The sequence below is a fragment of the Streptomyces sp. AA1529 genome (genome assembly GCF_000280905.1).
Lineage (GTDB): Bacteria > Actinomycetota > Actinomycetes > Streptomycetales > Streptomycetaceae > Streptomyces.
In genome coordinates this window covers 119,607-140,526 of the sequence record NZ_ALAP01000032.1, presented here as the reverse complement: position 1 = coordinate 140,526, position 20,920 = coordinate 119,607, and the positions used below count along the sequence as shown (strand labels likewise).

Sequence of the window (20,920 nt, the reverse complement as noted above, 5' to 3'; positions counted from 1 at the left end):
AGTGGCACCCGTGGCTCGCGACTCGAAGAAGACAGCAGGCTCCTCGTCCCTGGATGCCGTGTCCCTGGCAATCATCGAACAGCTCCAGGAGGACGGACGGCGCCCGTACGCCGCCATCGGCAAAGCCGTCGGGCTTTCCGAGGCGGCCGTGCGGCAGCGCGTCCAGAAGCTCCAGGAGCAGGGCGTCATGCAGATCGTCGCCGTGACCGATCCGCTCACCGTCGGCTTCATGCGCCAGGCGATGCTCGGCGTCACGGTCGACGGGGACGTCGAACCGGTCGCCGACGCGCTCGCCGGGCTCGACGAGGTCGACTACGTCGTCATCGCGGCGGGCTCGTTCGATCTGCTCGTCGAGATCGTGTGCCACGACGACGACCATCTCCTCGAACTGATCAACAAACGCATCCGGACCCTGCCGGGCGTGCGCTCGACGGAGAGCTTCGTCTACCTCAAGCTGCGCAAGCAGACCTACACATGGGGAACGCGATAACAGTGAGCAAGGACCTCTCCCGCACCGCCAACGACCACCTGTGGATGCACTTCACCCGCATGTCGTCGTACCAGAACGCGCCGGTTCCGACGATCGCCCGCGGCGAGGGCGTCTACATCTACGACACCGACGGCAAGCGCTACCTCGACGGTCTGGCGGGCCTGTTCGTCGTCCAGGCGGGGCACGGCCGCGCCGAGCTGGCCGAGGCCGCCAACAAGCAGGCCCAGGACCTCGCCTTCTTCCCCATCTGGTCCTATGCGCATCCCAAGGCCGTCGAGCTGGCCGAGCGCCTCGCGCAGCACGCCCCGGGCGACCTGAACAAGGTCTTCTTCACCACCGGCGGCGGCGAGGCCGTCGAGACGGCGTGGAAGCTGGCGAAGCACTATCACAAGCTGACCGGCAACCCGCTCAAGCACAAGGTCATCTCCCGCGCCGTCGCCTACCACGGCACCCCGCAGGGCGCCCTGGCCATCACCGGGCTGCCCGCGCTCAAGGCCCCCTACGAGCCGCTGGTCCCCGGCGCGCACAAGGTGCCCAACACCAACATCTACCGCGCCCCGATCCACGGCGACGACCCCGAGGCGTTCGGCCGCTGGGCCGCCGACCAGATCGAGCAGCAGATCCTCTTCGAGGGCCCGGAGACCGTGGCCGCGGTCTTCCTGGAACCGGTGCAGAACGCGGGCGGCTGCTTCCCGCCGCCGCCCGGCTACTTCCAGCGGGTCCGGGAGATCTGCGACCAGTACGACGTGCTGCTCGTGTCGGACGAGGTGATCTGCGCCTTCGGGCGGCTGGGCACCGTCTTCGCCTGCGACAAGTTCGGCTACGTGCCCGACATCATCACCTGCGCCAAGGGCATGACCTCCGGCTACTCGCCGATAGGGGCCGCGGTCATCTCCGACCGGATCGCCGAGCCCTTCTACCACGGTGACAGCACGTTCCTGCACGGGTACACCTTCGGCGGCCACCCCGTCTCGGCCGCCGTCGCGCTGGCCAACCTCGACATCTTCGAGCGCGAGGGCCTCAACCAGCACGTGCTCGACAACGAGGCCGGCTTCTTCAGCACCCTGCAGAAGCTGCACGACCTGCCCATAGTCGGCGACGTGCGCGGCAACGGGTTCTTCTACGGCATCGAACTCGTCAAGGACAAGGCCACCAAGGAGACGTTCACCGAAGAGGAGTCCGAGCGCGTCCTGTACGGCTTCCTGTCCAAGGCGCTCTTCGAGAACGGCCTCTACTGCCGCGCCGACGACCGGGGCGACCCGGTCGTCCAGCTCGCCCCGCCGCTGATCTCCGACCAGAAGGTCTTCGACGAGGCCGAGCAGATCCTCCGCTCCGTCCTCACGGAGGCGTGGACGAAGCTCTGAGCCGTACCGCGGAGCACGACACCCGACCCGCACAGGGCCGCACGAGGGGCGGGGGCATCGATCCAGTGACCGATGCCCCCGCCCCTCGTTTCACCCTCCAGAGGGAATGACGGCTCGCGATGTTGAGTGGAGGTGCCCCATGGCCGCCCCGCCGGACGACGTGCTCTGGGCGCGAGGACTGCACTACGCCCACGACGGCTCACCCGCGCTGCAAGGCGTCTCGCTCGGCGTCCGGGAAGGCGAGATCCTCGCCGTCACAGGGCCGCGGGGCAGCGGGAAGACCACACTGCTGCGCTGCATGTCCGGGCAGCTGCTGCCGGACCAGGGCGAGGTGTGGTTCAACAGCGCCCCCGTGCACACCCTCGGCCGGGCAGCGCGGGAGCGGCTGCGGCTGCACCGCTTCGGCTGGATCGACAGCACCCCGCGTCTCGTCCCCGAACTGACCGCCTGGGAGAACGCCGCGCTCCCCCTCCTGCTGCAGGGGGACGGATACCGCACGGCCCGCAGCACGGCGTGCTCCTGGCTGGAGCGGCTGGACGTCGCGGACTGCGCCGGCAAGCGGCCGCCCGCGCTCCGGCAGGCCCAGCGCCAGCGCGTCGCCGTGGCCCGGGCACTGGTCCACTCCCCCACGGTGCTCTTCGCCGACGAGCCCACGGCACCCCTGCACCAGACCGACCGCGCCCAAGTACTGCGGGCGCTCAGCGCCGCGGCCCGCTCGCAGGGCATCACCGTCCTCCTCGCCGGGCACGACTTCGCACTCGACCAGGCGGCACGCACCGCGGAGGCGACCGGCGCCGCGCTCGCCGACCGCATCGTCGCCCTCACCGACGGCCGCCGGGCGCGCACCCCCGCGCCCGGCGCCCCGGCCGCGGTGTCCGCAGGACCGGAAGGCGCGGCTGCGTGCTCACTCTCCGTCTGACGCTCACCGCGACGCCCGCGGCGCTGCTGCTCCGCCTGCTGCTGCTGTGCGCCTCCGCCGGCGGCGGCCTGCTGCTGCTCGCCGCGCTCTCCTACGCCCTGGAACACCCCGGGCACCGGGTGGCCGTCCTGACCCGGCTGCTGTGGTGCCTGATCCCCCTCGCCGCCACCGCGCAGCCGGCCGCGGTCCTCGGGCGCACCGAACCCCGGGCCGGGACCCGGCTCGGCCTGCACGCCGCCGGGCTGGGACCGGCCAGGCTGCCGCTGCTGGCCGCACGCACCGCCGCGGTACCCGGCCTGGCGGGCAGCGCGCTGACGCTCCTGCTGACCGTACGGGGAGGCGTCGAGAGCGCGGGCGGCTCGCTGTCGGTACTGAACCTGCCCCGCCCGTCGGCCCTGCTGCCGCTGCAGGGCCCCCCGCTCCCCGTCCCCGCCGCCGTGACGCTGCTGAGCGTGCTCCCGGCGGTGGCCGCCCTCGCAGCCGCCTGGGGTGCCCGGCCCGGCGCCGCGGCCCCCGAGCCGTCGGGTTCCGGGCGGGTCACGGACAGCCGCCGCGCTGCGGAATCGGCCCGGCGGGACGGTACGGGCACCCCGTACCGCGCCGGACTGCTGCGCAGCGCCCTGCAAGCGGTCTCCGGCCTGCTGACCGGAACGGCGGGCCTGCTGCTGGCGGCGCATGCGGCGCGCGGCACCGGCCGCGGCGCCCGGGTCCCGGCGGAACTTCCCGGTGCCGTGGCGGGCTGGCCGTTCGCCGCCGGATGGACGCTCATCGGAGTGGGCCTGGTGGTGGCCGGCCCCGGACTGGTGGCCCTGAGCGGGCATCTGCTGGGGGTCGCCCGACCGGGCCCGGTGCGGCTGCTGGCCGGCCGCTCACTCGTCCGCGAAGCGGCCGTCGCCGGTCGTCCGCTGGGTGCGCTGAGCGCGGTGGCGGCGGCACTGGTCGCGGTCGTCCGGGCCCACCTGACCGGAGCCGGGCTGCCCGCTCCCGGCCCGCTGCTGGTACTCGCCGCTGCCCTGACCGGATGCTGTACTGCCGCGGCCGGGCTGGCCGCGCTCGCCCGGGTCCGGCGCGGCCGTGCCCCCGTCCGGGAGCTGCTGGACCGCCTCGGGGCGCCGCGACAGCTGGGCCGGGGTGTGGCACTGCTGCGAGCCGCCGCCACCGCGGCGGTGTGCGCGCCGCTCGTGGCGGCCGGCGGGCTGTTGACGGCACTGCCCACGGGCTGACCGCTCCTGCGGCTACCGGATCCGGCCCGAGCCGGACGGAGAGCCATGACCCGGGTCCGCCTTCCGCGGCGCGGGGGTGCGGGGTGCTTCCGGTGCGCCGTGCGGGGCAGCCAGGGCGACCACCTCCCGCGGGTCGAAGACGACCCCCACCTCGGCGCCCTCCCGCGGCGCGTCCCGCAGCGTGCAGGCCGCCTCCAGAGGCGGTCCCGCGTCCGGACGCAGCAGCACGGTGACCATGGAGGCGTCCCCGCCGCGGAACGTGCGCGCCTCCACCGTGCAGCGCAGCCCCTCCCCGGGCTCGCGCAGCAGCACACCGCCGGGCCGCACGAGCACCTGGCCGTCGCCCCGCGGGGTGCCGTCGGGCACGGGTAGCCTCCCCCAGACGGTGTCCGCGGTCCCGTCGTCGACGCTGGCCGGGGTGATGTTGTCGAATCCCAGGAAGCGGGCGACGAACTCGGAGGCGGGGCGCTGCCAGACCTCCAGCGGGGTGCCCGCCTGGGCGATGCGGCCGCGCTCCATCACCACGACCCGGTCGGCGAGCGCGAACGCCTCCCCGTGGTCGTGGGTGACCGCGAGCACCGTCGTACCCAGCCTGCGGAACAGGCTGCGCAGCTCGACGACGAGGCGCTCGCGCAGTCCGCGGTCGAGCTGGCCCAGCGGCTCGTCCAGCATCAGCAGCCTCGGCTCCGGGGCCAGCGCGCGGGCCAGCGCGACCCGCTGCTGCTCGCCGCCGGACAGCGCGGTCACCGCCCGCCGTCCCGCCCCCGGCAGCCCCACCAGGTCCAGCAGCTCGGCGACCCGGCGGTCGGCCTCGGCCCGCCCCATGCCGTGCATCCGCGGTCCGAAGCCGACGTTTCCGGCGACGTCGCGCTGCGGGAAGAGCTGGTGGTCCTGGAACATCAGGCCGACGCCCCGCCGGTGCGGCGGCACACCGGTCTGGTCCTGCCCCGACAGCAGCACCCGGCCGCTGCTGACCTCCTGCAGCCCCGCGACGACGCGCAGCAGGGTGGACTTGCCGCTGCCGCTGGGCCCCAGGACACACACCGTCTCGTGCGCGGCCACCTCGAGGCCGACCGCGTCCAACGCGGTCCGCTCGCCGAAGCTCACGGTCACTCCGTCCAACCGCAGCATCTACAACTCCCTCCGGCCGTCGGTCCGCACCCGCTCCAGCGCGAGCAGTACCCCCGCGCAGACGAGCATGAGGAGCGTGCTCAGGGCCATGGCCTGCCCGTAGTGTGCCTCCCCGGCCCGCCCCAGCAGCCGGGCCACCGCGACCGGCAGGGTGGGCGCGTCGGGCCGGGCGATGAACACGGTCGCGCCGAACTCGCCCAGCGAGACGGTGAAGGCGAACCCGGCGGCCACCAGCAGCGCGCGGCGCACCAGCGGGAAATCGACCTCCCGCCAGGCCCGCAGCGGGGAGGCGCCCAGCACGGCCGCGGTCTCCCGCAGCCTCACGTCCACGGCGCGCAGCACCGGCAGCATGGTGCGGATGACGAACGGCACGCCGACCAGCGCCTGGGCCAGCGGTACCAGGATCCAGCTCGACCGCAGATCCAGTGGCGGCTCGTCCAGCGCGACGAGGAAGCCGAAACCGACGGTGACGGCGGAGGTGCCGAGCGGGAGCATCAGCAGCGCGTCGAAACCCCGCACCAGCCGACCGGCCCGCCGGGTCAGGGCGGCGGCGGCCAGCCCGCCCACCACCAGGGCGATGGCCGTCGCCACGGCGGCGTAGGCCAGTGAGTTGCCGATGGCCTCGACGGGCGCGACGACGAAGGTCGCGCTGTCGGAGCGGGCGCCCAGCGCGCGGAAGAAGGCGAGACCGTATCCGTCGGGTCCGTCGAGTGCCCGCTGGACCAGTACGAGCAGCGGTGCGGCCGTCAGCACGAGCATCACCCCCAGCACGGCGCCGATCGTCGTCCACTGGCCGGGCCCTGCCGGACGGCGGGCGGTCTGCTCAGCGGGCACCAGGCTGAGCGCGCTCTCCCGCTTGCGCAGTGCCCAGGCGTGCACGGCCAGCAGCGCGGCGACGGCCGCGAGTTGGGTGAGCGTCAGCACGGCGGCGGTCGGCAGGTCCAGCAGGGTGGCTGTCTGCCGGTAGATCTCGACCTCCAGCGTGGCGTACCGCGGCCCGCCCAGGACCTGGATGACGCCGAAGCTGGTGAAGGTGAACAGAAAGACGATCAGTGCGGCCGCCGCCACGGACGGCGCCAGCGCGGGCAGGGTGACTCGCCGCCAGGCGGTGAACCGGCCGGCGCCCAGGACGCGTGCGGCTTCCTCCTGGCGCGGGTCGAGCTGGGACCACAGGCTGCCGACGGTGCGCACGACAACCGCGTAGTTGAAGAAGACGTGCGCCAGCAGGATCGCCCACACGCTGGTGTCCAGCCGTACCCCGAACCAGACGTCCAGCGCTCCCCCGCGCCCGGCCAGCGCGAGGAAGGCGGAGCCGACGACGACGGTCGGCAGCACGAACGGCACCGTCACCACGGCGCGCAGCAGCTGCTTGCCCGGAAAGTCGAACCGTGCGAACACGTAGGCGCCGGGAAGGGCCAGCGCCAGAGTGAGCGCGGTGGAGGCCGCGGCCTGCCACAGCGTGAACCAGAGCACCTGGAGGATGTCGGGATCGCCGAGCACCCGGGCGATCCGGCCGGTCCGCCAGCTGCCGCCCTCGTGCAGCCCGCGGAGGACGATCGCGGCCACCGGGTAGCCGAAGAAGAGCACGAAGAACGCCGCCGGGACGGCCATCAGCGCGAGCCGCGCGCCGGAGCCGCCGCCGCGGTGGTTCGCGGCGGCGGACGGTCGCACGGTGGGGCCGTCCGGGGCGCCGGGAGGCACCGGCCCTTCCGGAGAGTCCGGGAGGGCCCGGGCCGCGGCGTCGCGGGCGGCTACTTCACGGCGAGCGACGTCCACGTCTTGATCCACTGCTCCCGGTGTTCCGCGATCTTCCGCGGGGCGACGGTGGCGGGGTCGTCCACGGTCTCGCCGTACTTGGTGAACAGCTCCGGCAGCCGGGCGTCCTCGCGGACCGGGTTGACGAACATCTTCAGCGGCAGGTCCTCCTGGAACCGCTTGCTGAGCAGGAAGTCCAGCAGCGCCTGCCCGCCCTCGGTGTTCTTCGCGCCGCGGAGCAGCCCGGCGTACTCGGTCTGCCGGAAGCAGGTTCCCTTGGCCACGCCGGTCGGCGCCTGTTCGGGCGGGTTCTTCTCGCCCATGACCTCGGCGGGCGGGCTGGAGGCGTAGGAGACGACCAGCGGCTTGTCGCCCTTGCCCTTGCCCTCGCGGGAGCCGCTGAAGCGGTCGTTGTAGGCCTGCTCCCAGCTCCCGGCGACCTCGGCCCCGTTGGCGCGCAGCTTCTTCCAGTAGTCCTGCCAGCCGTCCTCGCCGAACTCGGCGACGCTCGCCAGCAGGAACGCCAGTCCGGGAGAGGAGTTGGCGGCGTCCTCGGTCACCAGCAGGTCCTTGTAGCGGGGCTTCGCCAGGTCCTGCAGGGTACGCGGCGGGTCGAGCTTCTTGTCGGCGAACCACCGGCGGTCGTAGTTGACGCACACGTCACCCGTGTCCACCGGGGTGACCCGGTGCTTCTCCGGGTCGGCCTGCAGCCGCCCGGGCACCTTCGCCAGGCCTTCGGCCTCGTAGGGGGCGAAGACGCCCTTGTCGAGCGGGCGGGAGAGGAGCGTGTTGTCGACGCCGAAGAAGACATCGCCCTGCGGGTTGCCCTTGTTGAGCACCGCCTGGTTCACGGCGGCACCCGCGTCGCCGCCGCGCAGCACCTCGACCTTGTAGCCGCTGCGCTTCTCGAAGTCCTTCAGCACGGACTTCGAGACGGCGAACGAGTCGTGGGTGACGAGAGTGACCGTCTTGGAGTCCGCGCTGTCGTCCGAGCCGCCGCAGGCGGTGGCCAGAACTGCGAGAGTGAGGACAGCGGTGGTTGCGGCGGCAGCCCGCCGTGCGTGCTTCTTCATCAGTGCATCGACTTCCTACCCGGCATGACCCGGGCGAGGTTCGAGGGTCTGCGGCACGTACGGGGCGTACGGCCGCACTCTCAGCGCTGTGAGCGCTCCCCTGTCGGCTGTTCGGCTGTTCGGTTGTGCGGGCCGCACCGGGCGGCCCGTTCGAACACTACCAGTCAGGCGTCAGCGTTCGGTCGCCGCGAGCTGGCCGCACGCACCGTCGATCTCCTGACCCCGGGTGTCCCGAACGGTCACGGGTACACCGTGCGACTCCAGCGTCCGTACGAACTCGGCCTCGTCCTCGGGCCGGGAGGCGGTCCACTTGGAGCCGGGCGTCGGATTCAGCGGGATGAGGTTGACGTGCACCCGCTTGCCCTTGAGCAGCCGGCCCAGCAGATCGGCACGCCACGCCTGGTCGTTGATGTCCTTGATCAACGCGTACTCGATGGAGACCCGGCGCCCGGACCTGGCCGCGTACTCCCAGGCGGCGTCGAGTACCTCGCGCACCTTCCACCGGGTGTTGACCGGCACCAGGGTGTCCCGCAGTTCGTCGTCGGGCGCGTGCAGGGAGAGCGCCAGCCGGCATTTGAAACCCTCGTCGGCGAAGCGCAGCATCGCGGGCACGAGCCCGACCGTGGAGACGGTGATACCCCGCTGGGACAGCCCGAGGCCGTCCGGCTCGGGATCGGTCAGCCGCCGGATGGCGCCGACCACCCGCTTGTAGTTGGCCAGCGGCTCGCCCATCCCCATGAAGACGATGTTCGACAGCCGCGCCGGCCCGCCGGGCACCTCGCCGTCCCGCAGGGCCCGCATCCCGTCCACGATCTGGTGGACGATCTCCGCGGTGCTCAGATTCCGGTCCAGACCGGCCTGGCCCGTGGCACAGAACGGGCAGTTCATCCCGCAGCCCGCCTGCGAGCTGATGCACATGGTGACCCGGTCCGGGTACCGCATCAGGACGGACTCCACGAGCGTCCCGTCGTGCAGCCGCCACAGCGTCTTGCGGGTGGCGTCGTCGTCGCAGCTGATGTGCCGCACCACACTCATCAGGTCGGGCAGCAGCCCGGACGCCAGCTTCTCGCGGGCAGCGGCCGGGATGTCGGTCCACTGCTGCGGATCGTGGGCCAGCCGCGCGAAGTAATGCTGCGAGAGCTGCTTGGCGCGGAAGGGCTTCTCGCCGAGCTCCTCGACCGCCGCACGGCGCTCCTCGGGAGCGAGATCGGCAAGGTGACGGGGCGGCTTCTTGGCGCCGCGCGGGGCGACGAACGTGAGTTCTCCGGGTGCAGGCATAGCCGTACCAGTGTCGCAGATCATTTTGGCGTGCCGCTGGTCAGCGGGACAGGGCGGTGGTCCCCCGGCCGCCGGCCCCGCCCGGCCCGGAAACCGCCCCCGCAGGATGCGGAGGCGGTGGGGGCCGGACGGGTCGCGGAAGGAGCCGAGGGCCCCTGGGTCCCGCTGCCGCGCGGTCGGATGAGTCGGACGGGGTGGGCTCAGCCGGCGCCGACGAAGACCACCAGCAGCAGCCAGACCACCGGCGCGGTCGGCAGCAGCGAGTCGAGCCGGTCCATGATGCCGCCGTGCCCGGGCAACAGGGTTCCCATGTCCTTGATGCCCAGGTCGCGCTTCATCATCGACTCGCCCAGATCGCCCAGAGTGGCGCTGACCGCGACCGCGAGCCCCAGCAGCAGACCCTGCCACCAGCGCCCGTCGTCGATCAGGAACTGCGTGCACAGGGCGCCCGCCGCCATGGCGAAGGCCACCGCGCCGACCAGTCCCTCCCGGGTCTTCCCGGGGCTGATCCGCGGGGCCAGCTTGTGCCGCCCGAACCGCCAGCCCACCGCGTAGGCGCCGGTGTCGCTGACCACGGTCAGGATCAGGAACGTCAGCACCCGCCAGGGTCCGTCGTCCGCCGCCAGCATCAGGGCGACGAAAGTCGCGAGGAAGGGCACGTAGAAGGCGGCGAAGAGGGACGCCGTCACATCCCGCAGGTAGTCGGCCGCGGGCTGCGTCATGCGCCAGGCCAGCACGGCCAGCGCCGTGAGGGCCATGGCGATCCAGGCGCCCTCCGCGCCCCGCAGATAGCCGGCGACCGTCATGGCCGCACCGCCGAGCGCCAGCGGCACCAGCGGGACCTGGATCTCCTTGCGCTCCCGCAGCCGCGAGGTCAGTTCCCAGAGCCCGACGACGACCGCCAGCACGATGACGCCGAGGAAGGCCGGTTTGTAGAGGAACAGCGCGGCGAGGATGACGACGCCGAGGCCCAGGCCGACCCCTATCGCCGCGGGCAGGTCCCGCCCGGCGCGCTTCCTGCCCACTTCCGCGGCCGCGGGCGCTTCGGGCTGCCTGGGGGTGTGCGGCGGTTCCGGCCCGTCCTGGCCGTGCCGCGCGCCGCCGGAGGGACCGGCGGGATCTGTGGGTCCGGAGCCGTCGGGGCCGGGCCGGCCGGCACGGCCGTCTCCGGCGTCACCGGGGCTCCCGGGGTCGGGTGCAATGGGCATACGCCGAGTCTGCGACGCGTCGCCGCCCACATCGTGCACGGGGACGCTCACGTCGTGGGCGGACACCGGACCATCGCCCGGGCGGGGCATCGCCGCGGGCGCGGCGGAGCCCTGCTCGGGAGGGCCCCAGTAGCCCGCGTCCGGTTGCGGCGCTCCCCAGGATGAGTCGTTCACAGATAGCAGCCTTCGACCTCGGACCTTGGGACGGTGGGCTCAGACTTCGAGCAGCTCGGACTCCTTGTGCTTGAGCAGCTCGTCCACCTGTGCGACGTACTTGGAGGTGGTGTCGTCGAGTTCCTTCTCGCCCCTGCGGCCCTCGTCCTCACCGACCTCGCCGTCCTTGATGGCCTTGTCCATGGCCTCCTTGGCCTTGCGCCGGATGCTCCGGATGGAGATCTTGGCGTCCTCGCCCTTGGCCTTGGCGACCTTGATGTACTCCCGACGGCGTTCTTCGGTGAGCTCGGGGAATGTCACCCGGATGATATGGCCGTCATTCGACGGGTTGACGCCCAGGTCCGAGTCGCGGATGGCCTGTTCGATGTTGCGCAGCGAGCTCTTGTCGAACGGGGTGACCACCGCCATCCGGGGCTCCGGTACGGAGAACGACGCGAGCTGGTTGATCGGCGTCATCGTGCCGTAGTACTCGGCCACGATCTTGTTGAACATCGCCGGGTGCGCACGGCCGGTTCGGATAGCGGCGAAGTCCTCCTTGGCGACGACGACCGCCTTCTCCATCTTTTCCTCGGCTTCGAGGAGGGTCTCTTCGATCACCACGTGCTCCTGGTTCGATGAATGAGCCTGACTGCTTCATCCGGGGCTGTGAGCTGACGGCCGCCCCGCGGGCCGCCCCGGCCCCCGCGATGCCCTGCTGCCTGCACGGTGTCCGACCGGCAGGCTGTTGTCCATCCCCGTACCGTGCCGTTCCGGCGCGACGGTGTTGCCGTCGGCGCCGGCCGACCGGTGGCCGGACGGCCGGCCGGATCCGCGGCTCCACCGGCCGGGCCGGTGCCGGGCCCGGGGTCGGAGCCGGAGTCGGGGCCGGTCAGGGCCGGGTGCCCTGGTTGCTGACCAGGGTGCCGATCTTCTCACCCTTGACGGCGCGGCCGATATTGCCTTCGGCCAGCAGCTCGAAGACGAGGATCGGCAGCTTGTTGTCCCGGCAGAGCGTGATCGCGGTCATGTCGGCGACCTTGAGATCCCGGGTGATGACCTCGCCGTACTCGAGCGCGTCGAACTTGACCGCCGCGGGGTTGCGCGCCGGGTCGGAGTCGTAGACGCCGTCCACGCCGTTCTTGCCCATGAGCATCACCTCGGCGTTGATCTCCAGAGCACGCTGGGCGGCCGTGGTGTCGGTGGAGAAGTAGGGCATCCCCATCCCGGCGCCGAAGATGACGACGCGGCCCTTCTCCAGGTGCCGGATGGCGCGGAGCGGGATGTAGGGCTCGGCGACCTGCCCCATCGTGATGGCGGTCTGCACCCGCGAGTCGATGCCCTCCTTCTCCAGGAAGTCCTGGAGCGCCAGGCAGTTCATCACGGTGCCGAGCATGCCCATGTAGTCCGAGCGCGCGCGGTCCATGCCGCGCTGCTGGAGCTCGGCGCCCCGGAAGAAGTTGCCGCCGCCGATGACGACGGCCATCTCGGCCCCGTCCTGGACCACCGAGGCGATCTCCCGGGCCATCTTGTGCACGACGTCGGGATCGACACCGAGTCCGCCGCCACCGGCGAACGCCTCGCCGGAGAGCTTCAGCAGGAAGCGCCGTCGGCCGTCGCTGTCGTTGTCGGTGTCATTGCTGCTCATGGAGATCTCCTCGTGCACATACGAAAGAGGCCATTGCCGATGGATCCTCGCGGTTCCCTCTGCGGCAATGGCCTCCTCGTCACAACTGCCCTGTGCCCGACCTTATCGGGCCCGTGCCGGTTCCGTGCGCGCTACCCGGTGCGCCCCACCCCCGAGCGAGCAGAACCGGCCTGCGGCGTGCGTCGGGAACCGGGTCCTCAGGCGCCGACGCGGAAGCGGGCGAAGCGCTTCAGCGAGACACCGGCCTCTTCCAGGACCTTCTGCACGGACTTCTTGTTGTCCTTGGCGAAGGGCTGGTCCAGGAGGGTGTTCTCCTTGAAGAAGCCGTTGACCCGGCCTTCGATGATCTTCGGCAGGGCGGCCTCGGGCTTGCCCTCCTCGCGGGCGGTCTCCTCGGCGATGCGGCGCTCGTTGGCGACCGTCTCCTCCGGGATGTCCTCGCGGGTCAGGTAGGCCGGGGCGAAGGCGGCGATGTGCTGCGCGACGTCCTTGGCGATCTCCTCGTTCGCGGCGTCCAGCTCGACCAGCACGCCGACCTGCGGGGGCAGGTCCGGGCTGGTGCGGTGCAGGTAGGAGCCGACGAAGGCGCCGGAGAACTGCGCGAAGCGGTCCAGCACGATCTTCTCGCCGAGGCCGGCGTTGGCCTCGTCGACGTACGCCTGGACGGTCTTGCCGGACTCGATCTCGGAGGCGAGCAGCGCGTCGATGTCGGCCGGGGAGGTGGCCTCGATGTGCGCGGCGATGGCCTCGGCGGCGGCGATGAACTTCTCACCCTTGGCGACGAAGTCCGTCTCGCACTTGAGCTCGACCAGCACACCGGTGGCGTTGTCGGCGGCGATGCGGGTGATGACCGCGCCGTTCTCGGCGGTGCGGCTCTCGCGCTTGGCCACGCCCTTCTGGCCCTTGACGCGCAGAACCTCGACGGCCTTGTCGACGTTGCCCTCGGCCTCGTCCAGCGCCTTCTTGCAGTCCATCATGCCGGCGCCGGTCAGCTCCCGGAGCTTCTTGACGTCGGCGGCGGTGTAGTTCGCCATGGTCTGTGAATCTCTTCTCGGAAAGTCGGTGAGGTTGGTTCGGAGTCACACGGGACCGGCTCAGCTCACGGCTGGACGGCGGGGGCACCCAGCCCCCGCCGTCCCACCGCGGACCTGTGGGCCCACGTGATCCACGTGGGCCGTGGGTCAGCCCTGCTGCTCGGCGGGGGCCGCCGCCTGCTCGCCCTCGGCGGCGGTGCCGGCGGCCTCGGCGGCGGTACCGGCAGCCTCGTCAGCGGTACCGGCGGCCTCGGCGGCGGGCTGCGCCTCGGTCTCGGCGGGCTTCTCGGCCTCGGCGGCCGGCTTCTCGGCGGCCTTCTCGCCCTCGAGGAGGTCGCGCTCCCACTCGGCCAGCGGCTCACCGGCGGCCTTCTCGCCCTTGCCTTCGCCGGAGCCGCCGGACGAACGGGCGATGAGGCCCTCGGCCACGGCGTCGGCGATCACGCGGGTCAGCAGGGTGACGGAGCGGATCGCGTCGTCGTTGCCCGGGATCTTGTAGTCGACCTCGTCGGGGTCGCAGTTGGTGTCGAGGATCGCCACCACCGGGATGTTGAGCTTGCGCGCCTCGCCGACGGCGATGTGCTCCTTCTTGGTGTCCACGATCCAGACGGCGCTGGGCACCTTCTGCATCTCGCGGATACCACCGAGGGTCTTCTCCAGCTTGGCCTTCTCGCGGGAGAGGACCAGCAGCTCCTTCTTGGTGAGGCCGGAGGCGGCCACGTCCTCGAAGTCGATCTGCTCCAGCTCCTTGAGGCGCTGCAGCCGCTTGTAGACCGTCGAGAAGTTGGTGAGCATGCCGCCGAGCCAGCGCTGGTTCACGTAGGGCATGCCCACGCGGGTGGCCTGCTCGGCGATGGCCTCCTGGGCCTGCTTCTTGGTGCCGACGAACATGATGGAGCCGCCGTGGGCGACGGTCTCCTTGACGAACTCGTAGGCGCGGTCGATGTACGACAGCGACTGGAGCAGGTCGATGATGTAGATGCCGTTGCGCTCGGTGAAGATGAAGCGCTTCATCTTCGGGTTCCAGCGGCGGGTCTGGTGCCCGAAGTGGACGCCGCTCTCCAGCAGCTCCCGCATCGTGACGACGGCCATGGCCGTTCTCCTTGGTGTACTCGGTTGTCGTCAGCGGAGGCCGGACGCCCCCGCTTGCCTGACGCCCCCGACGCGCCGCCCGGAGGGTTCCGGCGTGGAGACCGGGACCGTTCCTGGGACCGAGATGCGCGGCCACCGGGTGAGGGTGGCGGGGCGTGCGAAGTCAGCCCGGTCACCCGGGCCGCACCAGCAGTGTACGGGACCGCGGAGGGGCACCGCGCCCGCCGGGTGCCGGGAGCCGGGAGCCGCACCGCGGGCTCCCGGCACCGGAGCTCCGCGAGGGTGCGGGGCGCGGAGTCCGTGCGGGTGCCAGAATGCCGTCCGGACCAGCTCCCTGGCACGGTGACGAGCGTGGAACGGCTTCGCGGCCGCTCCCGTGCCGCCCGGGTCCCCCCCGTTTCCTGTGCGGCCCGGATCCCCTCGTCCGGGTGACGGAGCTGTCCGCAGCCGGCCGGTTGTCCACAACTCCGGACCATGATCCCCGCGCGACGGCGAACCGGGCCACCGTTCTCCCATGGAACAGCACCCCTCCCCGGGCGCCGGCTCGCGCCGCGCTCTCCCGGCCTCCCGGCCTTCCCGTTCCCGCGCTCCGCGGCAGCGGAGAGCGGCTCGCTCCGCCACGTGTGCGGCGGAGCGAGTCGTCGTGCTGCTGGGACTGCTGGTCTGGCTGAGCCCCCTTCCCCAGGTGGGCACGGCGCCCGCATCCGCCGCAGCCCATCCGCTGGAACAGTCCGCGGCCGAGGACCCCCGGGAGCCCGCAGGAGAGGGGAGCGGGCCGAGCCACGCGTCCGGTGACCGCGATCCCCCGGTTCGGGAAACGGATCTCCCGGTGGCCGGGCGGGTCTGGCCGGTCCGGGGAAGAAGCGGTGCCCGGCGGCCGCGGGTGCTGCGCGGCTGGGATCCACCGCCGGAACCGTGGGCGGCGGGCCACCGCGGGGTCGACCTCGCCTCCGGCGCCGGGCGGCCGGTGCGCGCGGTCGCGGCGGGCCGGGTGTCGTTCGCCGGCCGGGTCGCGGGGCGGTGGGTGGTGTCCATCCGGCTCAGCGGCTCGGGACAGCCCCCGCTGCGGACGACGTACCAGCCGGTGCGGCCCTCCGTGCGCAAGGGCGAGCGGGTGCGGGCAGGCCAGCGCGTCGGCACGCTCCTGCGCGGCACGCACTGTCCGCCCACCTGCCTGCACTGGGGACTGCTGCGGGGCAAGCGCTACCTGGACCCGCTCTCCCTGCTGCCCTCCGCGCTCCTGGGCGGACCCTCCCGGCTGCTGCCGGTCCGCGGGGTGCCGGTACCGGGTGAGGACAGCACACCGCAGCGGCGCGAACCGGCGGACAGCGGAGCGGACCGGGTGCCGCAGGCTGCCGCGGCCGGCGGAGACGGCCCGGCGGCAGGACTCGGCGCCTCGGCTCTCGCACTGGGCGCGCTGTGGGCGCACCGGCGGGTGAACGGCAGCCCCCGGGCCGCGCCGCGCCCCGCGGGCGGTGGCGGCCGATCGGCCCGCCGGAGAGTGGAGCGTCCGGCCGCCCCCGAGGGCCTGTCCGCCGTCAGCCCCGGACGCCGTTCAGCGCCATGGCGACGGCGGCCTCGGCGATCTGCTCCGGATCCTCGGCCGCCCCGAGTTCGACACGGCGCACCCCCGCGTCCACGACGCCCTGCAGCAGCACGGCGACGAGGCGGGGCTGGGCGTGGCCCAGCTCGCCGAGCGCCTCGACGACCATCGAGATCAGCCCGCCGTGTGCGGCGCGGATCCGCTCGCGCGCCCCCGCGTCCAGTTCGCCCGCGGAGATCGCGACGACGGCGCGGTGGCGGCGGTCCCCCACCAGGGCCAACTGCCTGCGGACGTATGCCTCGACCTTGCCTTCGGGCGTCGGTGCGGCTCGCATGGCCGACTCGACCTCGGCTGCCCACACCGGGAAGTCGGCAGCGCACAGCTCTTCGACGACCGCGGCGCGGGAGCGGAAGTACTCGTAGACGGAGGAGCGAGCCAAGCCGGTGCGCTGCGCGAGGGCGGGGAAGGTCAGGGCTTCCGTACCGCCCTCGGACAGCAGTGACCTGGCGGCGTCCAGCAGGGCCGCGCGCTGCATCGTCCGGTGCTCGGCCACGGAGGCCGCTCGAATCCTGGGCACGTCCCCAGCTTACGGAGGGACGGTCGAAAGTTGCACGGGTCCCGCACGACCGGCTTGGTCAGCGCCCCGCGTCGGCGAGCTTGGCACGGAGTTGCAGAACCGATTTGGTGTGGATCTGGCTGACCCTGCTCTCCGTGACCCCGAGCACCTGGCCGATCTCGGCGAGGGTGAGACCTTCGTAGTAGTAGAGGGTCACGACCGTCTTCTCCCGTTCGGGGAGGGTGTTGATGGCCCGCGCCAGCAGCCTGCGCAGCTCCCGGTCCTCGGCTACCTCGACGGGGTTGTCGGCCGCGGTGTCCTCCAGCGTGTCCACCAGACTCAGCCGGTCGCCGCCATCGCCCCCGACGTGCAGCAGCTCTTCCAGAGCCACCACGTTGGCCAGGGACAACTGACTGAAGACGCCGTGCAGTTCCTCCGTCTCGATGCCCATCTCCCCGGCGACTTCCGACTCGGAGGGGCTGCGCCGCAGCCGTGCCTCGAGGGTGGCGTAGGCACGCTCCACGGCGCGGGCCTTCTGCCGCACCGACCGGGGGATCCAGTCCAGCGCCCGCAGTTCGTCGATCATCGCGCCCCGGATGCGGGTGATGGCGTAGGTCTCGAACTTGATGGAGCGGGAGGGGTCGAACTTCTCGATGGCATCGATGAGTCCGAAGACCCCGGAGGAGACGAAGTCGGCCTGCTCGACATTGGACGGCAGGCCGACGCTGACCCTGCCCGCGACGTACTTGACCAGCGGCGAATAGTGCAGGATGAGCTGTTCGCGCAGCCCGCTGTCCGCTGTGGCCTTGTAGGACCGCCAGAGTTCATCCAGCGAGCTGGGCGCAGTCCTGGGCGTATCGTCGTCGACCACGATGCGTGCGGCTGCGGCGGCCGCTGCGGCGGTGCGGTCGGGCCCGGAGATGTGCTGAGGCATACGTCGCCTTGAGCCGTTCTGCTGGGTAGTGGTGGTCTGTCGGTCCGGAAGCGTGGGTCTGGTTGCGAGATGATGTGAGCGTAGCGTGACCGCGGCGTCGCGGTAAGCGACGTCCTGTTTTCCTCCCCGCGTCGGCATGCTCCCTTCCGCGGTTGTCCGGCGGTGCTGGAGACGGACGCGGCCCGGATGACCGGGCACGGGGCCGGGGTGGCCTGCCCTGCGGGACCCGCACCGCCCCGGCGAGCGCGCACAGCTCACCCTTTCACCCGATAGCCCCAGGTCAAGGACCGCCTCATCACCCGATGGGGTGTCCCTTGCCCAGCGCGGTCAACTGCCAGCACTCACCGTCTCGTTCGACGAAGCCCAGCGCCCGCAGTTCGTGGAGGCGTGCGAGCACTTCACCCGGCGGGGCACCCGCGGAACACGCGATCCGAGCGAGCTCGCCCGTTCCCCGGCCGGGAAGCGCCTCCAGGACGCGCGCCGCGCCGGGACTCAACGCATCCCTCGGCACGGCCGGCGCCCGGCGCTCGGGAGCCAGCTCACCGACCATCCCGACCTGTTCGATCACTTCGTCGGCGTCGGTGACCACGGTGGCCTCGCCGCGCAGGAGTTCGTGGACACCCTGGGACAGCCCGGAGGTGACCGGGCCGGGCACGCCCATCAGTTGCCGTCCCAGAACCCGGGCGCGTCGGGCCGTGACCAGCGCTCCGCTGCGCAGGGCCGCCTCCACCACGACCGTTCCGCGGGTGAGCGCGGCGATCACCCGGTTCCGCAGCACGAATCTGCTGCGGGTGGGGTGGTCACCGGGCGGCAGCTCCGCGATCAGCAGGCCGCGCTCACCCACCGCGCGGATCAACTCCTGGTTGCCCGGCGGGTAGGCGACGTCGGCCCCGCAGGCCAGAACCCCCGCGGTAGGCCCCCGGACGGCCAGAGCCCCGCGATGGGCAGCGGCGTCGATGCCGTAGGCGGCGCCCGACACCACGGTCCATCCGCGTTCGGCGAGTCCTGCACCGAGCGCGGCGGCGCAGTGCGCGCCGTACTCGGTACAGGCGCGGGCGCCGACTACGGCGACCGAGCGCAGCGCCCACAACCGGAGGGAGGGCTCGCCTCTCAGCCACAGCCCGAACGGCGCGCTGTGGCCCAAGTCGTCGAGCTGGCGGGGCCATTCGGAGTCCCCCGGGCAGACGAACCGGCCGCCGCCCGCGACGATGGCGGCCAGGTCCGCGTGCGGCCGTGCGCGGGCGGCCCGCAGCCTCAGCCCCGCCCATCGCCGCTCCCCCGTACCGCCGAGGGCCGGCCCGCTTCCGTTCAGGGCCGCCACGACCGCGCATGCTCCGTGCGCGGCCAGCCACCTTCCGACGAGTTCGTCGCCCGGCTCCGCGATGCGGGTGAGGGCCGCCCGTGCGAGACGCTCGGGCTCCTCGGGCGCTTGCCCCGGCCGGGCCGCTCCGGGCTGCCCGGTGGCCCTCCGGGAGGTCGCGGCGGCCGTGTGGGGCGCCGCGCGGCTGTCCGGCCCGGCGGGCTCCCCGTGCTCCGGGACGGCCGGTGGCGGGGGCGGAGGCGGGGTGCCGCCGGGGGTGGCACGCTCTGCTCCCGGCCGCGGGTGCTCTGCCGTCATACGGGTACCTCCGCGGTCGGGGAGCCCCGGCGGATGCCGGTCCTCAGCTCCAGGGCGGCGCGGACGTCGTCACGGGTGGGCCGGGGGTGTCCCGCGAGGTCGGCGACGGTCCAGGCGACCCGCAGCACCCGGTCGAGGCCGCGTGCGGTGAGCAGTCCGCGCTCCAGATCGTCCTCGGCGTCGGCGAGCGCTCCGGGGACCGCTGGATGGCGGGTGCGCAGTTCGTGCCCTGGGACCTCGCTGTTGGTCTGCCACGGCGTCTCCGCGTACCGCAGCGCGGCGCGCTCCCGCGCTTCCTGGACCCGGGCCGCCACCACGCGGGTGGACTCCGCACGGCCGTCCACCGCGGCCAGCTCGGAGCGGGCCGGCGGCGCCACGGCGACCCGCAGGTCGACGCGGTCCAGCAGCGGCCCGGAGAGCCGCGCCCGGTAGCGGCGCACCGCGGAGGGCCTGCACTCGCACCCGCCGCCGGTGCTGCCGTGCCGCCCGCAGGGACACGGGTTGGCGGCCAGCGCCAGCAGGAAGCGGGCCGGCATCCGCATCATCCCGGCGGCCCGGGCCACCACGACGTGCCCCGACTCCAGCGGCTGCCGCAAGGCGTCCAGGACCTGTGACCCGCATTCTGCTGCTTCGTCCAGAAAAAGTACGCCATTGTGAGCGAGGGAGACCGCGCCGGGGCGGGGCAGGCCGGAGCCGCCGCCGATGAGCGCGGCCATGGTGGCCGAGTGGTGCGGGGCGCAATAGGGCGGCCTGGCGACCAGCGGCCGGCCACCGGGCAGGGCGCCCGCGACCGAGTGCACGGCGGTGACCTCCAGCGACTCCTTTCTGCCGAGCGGAGGCAGCAGGCCGGGCAGCCGCTCTGCCAGCATCGTCTTCCCGGCGCCCGGCGGGCCCTTGAAGTAGAGGTGGTGCCGGCCCGCAGCGGAGATCTCCAGTGCGTGCCGGGCACGGTGCTGCCCCGCCACGTCGGCGAGGTCCACGGGCCGCTCTTCGCCGAGCAGGCCGGTGAGACCCGGCGCCGAGGGGAGTCCGGTGAGCCCGGCGCGAGCGGCGCCGAGCGGTCCTCCGTCGGTGCCCTCCGGTTCGTCTGGGACCGGTTCGTCGGCCAGTACGGCGATGAGTCGGCGCAGGCTGCGCACCCCGACTACGGAGACGTCGGGGACCAGCGCGGCCTCCGCCGCGTTCTGCTCGGCCACGACCACCTGCCGGTACCCCGCGTCGGCGGCGGCGAGCACGGCGGGGAGGACTCCGCGGACCGGCAGCACCCGGCCGTCGAGGCCCAGTTCCCCGATCATCACGACTTCGGCGGTCTGGCGCGGGTCGAGGCGTTCGGCCGCGGCGAGGACGGCGCAGGCGACGGCGATGTCGAAGCCGCTGCCGCCCTTGGGCACCGAGGCGGGGCTGAGGCCGACGGTGAGCTTCTTCTGCGGCCAGGGCACCCCGGAGTTCACCACCGCGGCCCGGACCCGGTCCCGGCTCTCGGTGAGGCTCTTGTCGGGGAGTCCCACCAGGGTGAAGGCCGCGACGCCCGGTTCCAGATCGGCCTGGACCTCGACCAGCACCCCCTCGACCCCCACGAGTGCGACCGCGCAGGTACGGGCGAAGGCCATCAGCCGATCCCCCGGACGTGCTCCACGACGGGCGCGCCCCGGCCGGGCAGGACGATGCCGATGAGGTCGAGGCGCACTCCGCCGGTGGGCGGGCGCCCGTAGCGCGCGATCCAGCGCTCGGTGAGCCAGCGTCCCGCCAGCCGCCGCAGCCGGGCCGTGCGCGCCGGTGGCAGGCTGCCCATGGGGGTCTGGAACGGGACGGCCCTGCGGGTCTTGACCTCGCAGATCACGACGGCGTCGGCGACTGGGGAAGAGTCGGTGTTCCAACCCTGCGCTATTCAGCCCCTGGAGACT

At 72.8% G+C, this 20,920-nt stretch carries 17 protein-coding genes and 2 pseudogenes; 5 read left to right on the top strand and 14 right to left on the bottom strand.

Going from position 1 to position 20,920, the window contains the following annotated elements; translation table 11 throughout:
- Position 1 precedes the first annotated feature (1 nt).
- From A949_RS0109950 to A949_RS0109935, 4 genes are all read left to right on the top strand, one after another.
- Positions 2-490 (top strand): Lrp/AsnC family transcriptional regulator, encoded by a 489-nt coding sequence (locus A949_RS0109950; RefSeq protein ID WP_086022648.1) that lies wholly within the window; start codon positions 2-4, stop codon positions 488-490.
- Complete coding sequence (locus A949_RS0109945) at positions 475-1,854, top strand: aspartate aminotransferase family protein (protein ID WP_078565381.1); 1,380 nt, start codon at positions 475-477, stop codon at positions 1,852-1,854. The genes A949_RS0109950 and A949_RS0109945 overlap by 16 nt, the downstream gene beginning before the upstream one ends.
- 139 nt (positions 1,855-1,993) lie before the next feature.
- Positions 1,994-2,773, top strand: a complete 780-nt coding sequence (locus A949_RS0109940) for an ABC transporter ATP-binding protein (RefSeq protein WP_019355858.1) — start codon at positions 1,994-1,996, stop codon at positions 2,771-2,773.
- A complete protein-coding gene (locus tag A949_RS0109935; protein WP_019355857.1) occupies positions 2,755-3,996 on the top strand; it encodes a hypothetical protein in 1,242 nt (413 codons plus the stop codon). The genes A949_RS0109940 and A949_RS0109935 overlap by 19 nt, the downstream gene beginning before the upstream one ends.
- A gap of 12 nt (positions 3,997-4,008) precedes the next feature.
- Here A949_RS0109935 and A949_RS0109930 read toward each other — a convergent pair whose 3' ends face one another.
- The 9 genes from A949_RS0109930 to rpsB form a co-directional block, all read right to left on the bottom strand.
- Entirely contained in the window at positions 4,009-5,127 is a 1,119-nt protein-coding gene (locus tag A949_RS0109930; RefSeq protein WP_019355856.1) for an ABC transporter ATP-binding protein, read from the bottom strand.
- Positions 5,128-6,738: an ABC transporter permease gene (locus tag A949_RS0109925; RefSeq protein ID WP_026004507.1), complete on the bottom strand. Its 1,611-nt coding sequence runs from the start codon at positions 6,736-6,738 to the stop codon at positions 5,128-5,130. It abuts the gene before it with no gap.
- A 140-nt stretch (positions 6,739-6,878) separates the two neighbouring features.
- Entirely contained in the window at positions 6,879-7,955 is a 1,077-nt protein-coding gene (locus A949_RS0109920) for a thiamine ABC transporter substrate-binding protein (RefSeq protein ID WP_019355854.1), read from the bottom strand.
- A 171-nt stretch (positions 7,956-8,126) separates the two neighbouring features.
- The gene (gene rlmN / locus A949_RS0109915; RefSeq protein ID WP_019355853.1) at positions 8,127-9,233 is read right to left on the bottom strand and encodes a 23S rRNA (adenine(2503)-C(2))-methyltransferase RlmN; all 1,107 of its coding nucleotides are present in this window, start codon (positions 9,231-9,233) and stop codon (positions 8,127-8,129) included.
- Positions 9,234-9,433: 200 nt separating this feature from the next.
- Positions 9,434-10,615: a phosphatidate cytidylyltransferase gene (locus A949_RS0109910; protein ID WP_026004506.1), complete on the bottom strand. Its 1,182-nt coding sequence runs from the start codon at positions 10,613-10,615 to the stop codon at positions 9,434-9,436.
- Positions 10,616-10,654: 39 nt separating this feature from the next.
- Positions 10,655-11,212 carry a ribosome recycling factor gene (gene frr, locus A949_RS0109905; RefSeq protein WP_019355851.1) on the bottom strand — a complete coding sequence of 186 codons (558 nt, stop codon included), beginning with the start codon at positions 11,210-11,212 and terminating at the stop codon, positions 10,655-10,657.
- A 271-nt stretch (positions 11,213-11,483) separates the two neighbouring features.
- The gene (pyrH, locus tag A949_RS0109900; RefSeq protein ID WP_026004505.1) at positions 11,484-12,239 is read right to left on the bottom strand and encodes a UMP kinase; all 756 of its coding nucleotides are present in this window, start codon (positions 12,237-12,239) and stop codon (positions 11,484-11,486) included.
- A gap of 197 nt (positions 12,240-12,436) precedes the next feature.
- On the bottom strand, positions 12,437-13,273 hold the full coding sequence (gene tsf, locus A949_RS0109895) for a translation elongation factor Ts (RefSeq protein WP_019355849.1): 837 nt from the start codon (positions 13,271-13,273) through the stop codon (positions 12,437-12,439).
- Between the two features lie 147 nt (positions 13,274-13,420).
- Positions 13,421-14,365: a 30S ribosomal protein S2 gene (rpsB, locus tag A949_RS0109890; RefSeq protein ID WP_019355848.1), complete on the bottom strand. Its 945-nt coding sequence runs from the start codon at positions 14,363-14,365 to the stop codon at positions 13,421-13,423.
- A gap of 514 nt (positions 14,366-14,879) precedes the next feature.
- On the opposite strand from rpsB, the pseudogene A949_RS39740 reads away from it, so the two are divergent.
- Positions 14,880-15,521: pseudogene (locus tag A949_RS39740) on the top strand (peptidoglycan DD-metalloendopeptidase family protein); the annotation flags it as partial.
- A 382-nt stretch (positions 15,522-15,903) separates the two neighbouring features.
- Here the strand turns inward: A949_RS39740 and A949_RS0109885 are convergent.
- The 5 genes and pseudogenes from A949_RS0109885 to A949_RS0109865 all read right to left on the bottom strand — a co-directional run.
- Positions 15,904-16,443, bottom strand: coding sequence for a TetR/AcrR family transcriptional regulator (locus A949_RS0109885; RefSeq protein WP_078534041.1), 540 nt, complete (start codon positions 16,441-16,443; stop codon positions 15,904-15,906).
- Between the two features lie 100 nt (positions 16,444-16,543).
- Entirely contained in the window at positions 16,544-17,398 is an 855-nt protein-coding gene (gene whiG / locus A949_RS0109880) for an RNA polymerase sigma factor WhiG (protein ID WP_019355846.1), read from the bottom strand.
- A 295-nt stretch (positions 17,399-17,693) separates the two neighbouring features.
- Positions 17,694-19,016, bottom strand: coding sequence for a DNA-processing protein DprA (gene dprA, locus A949_RS0109875; RefSeq protein WP_019355845.1), 1,323 nt, complete (start codon positions 19,014-19,016; stop codon positions 17,694-17,696).
- Complete coding sequence (locus A949_RS0109870; protein WP_019355844.1) at positions 19,013-20,626, bottom strand: YifB family Mg chelatase-like AAA ATPase; 1,614 nt, start codon at positions 20,624-20,626, stop codon at positions 19,013-19,015. The genes dprA and A949_RS0109870 overlap by 4 nt, the downstream gene beginning before the upstream one ends.
- Positions 20,626-20,865, bottom strand: a pseudogene (locus tag A949_RS0109865) (YraN family protein); the annotation flags it as partial. The pseudogene A949_RS0109865 and the gene A949_RS0109870, both read right to left, overlap by 1 nt.
- Positions 20,866-20,920: the final 55 nt, after the last annotated feature.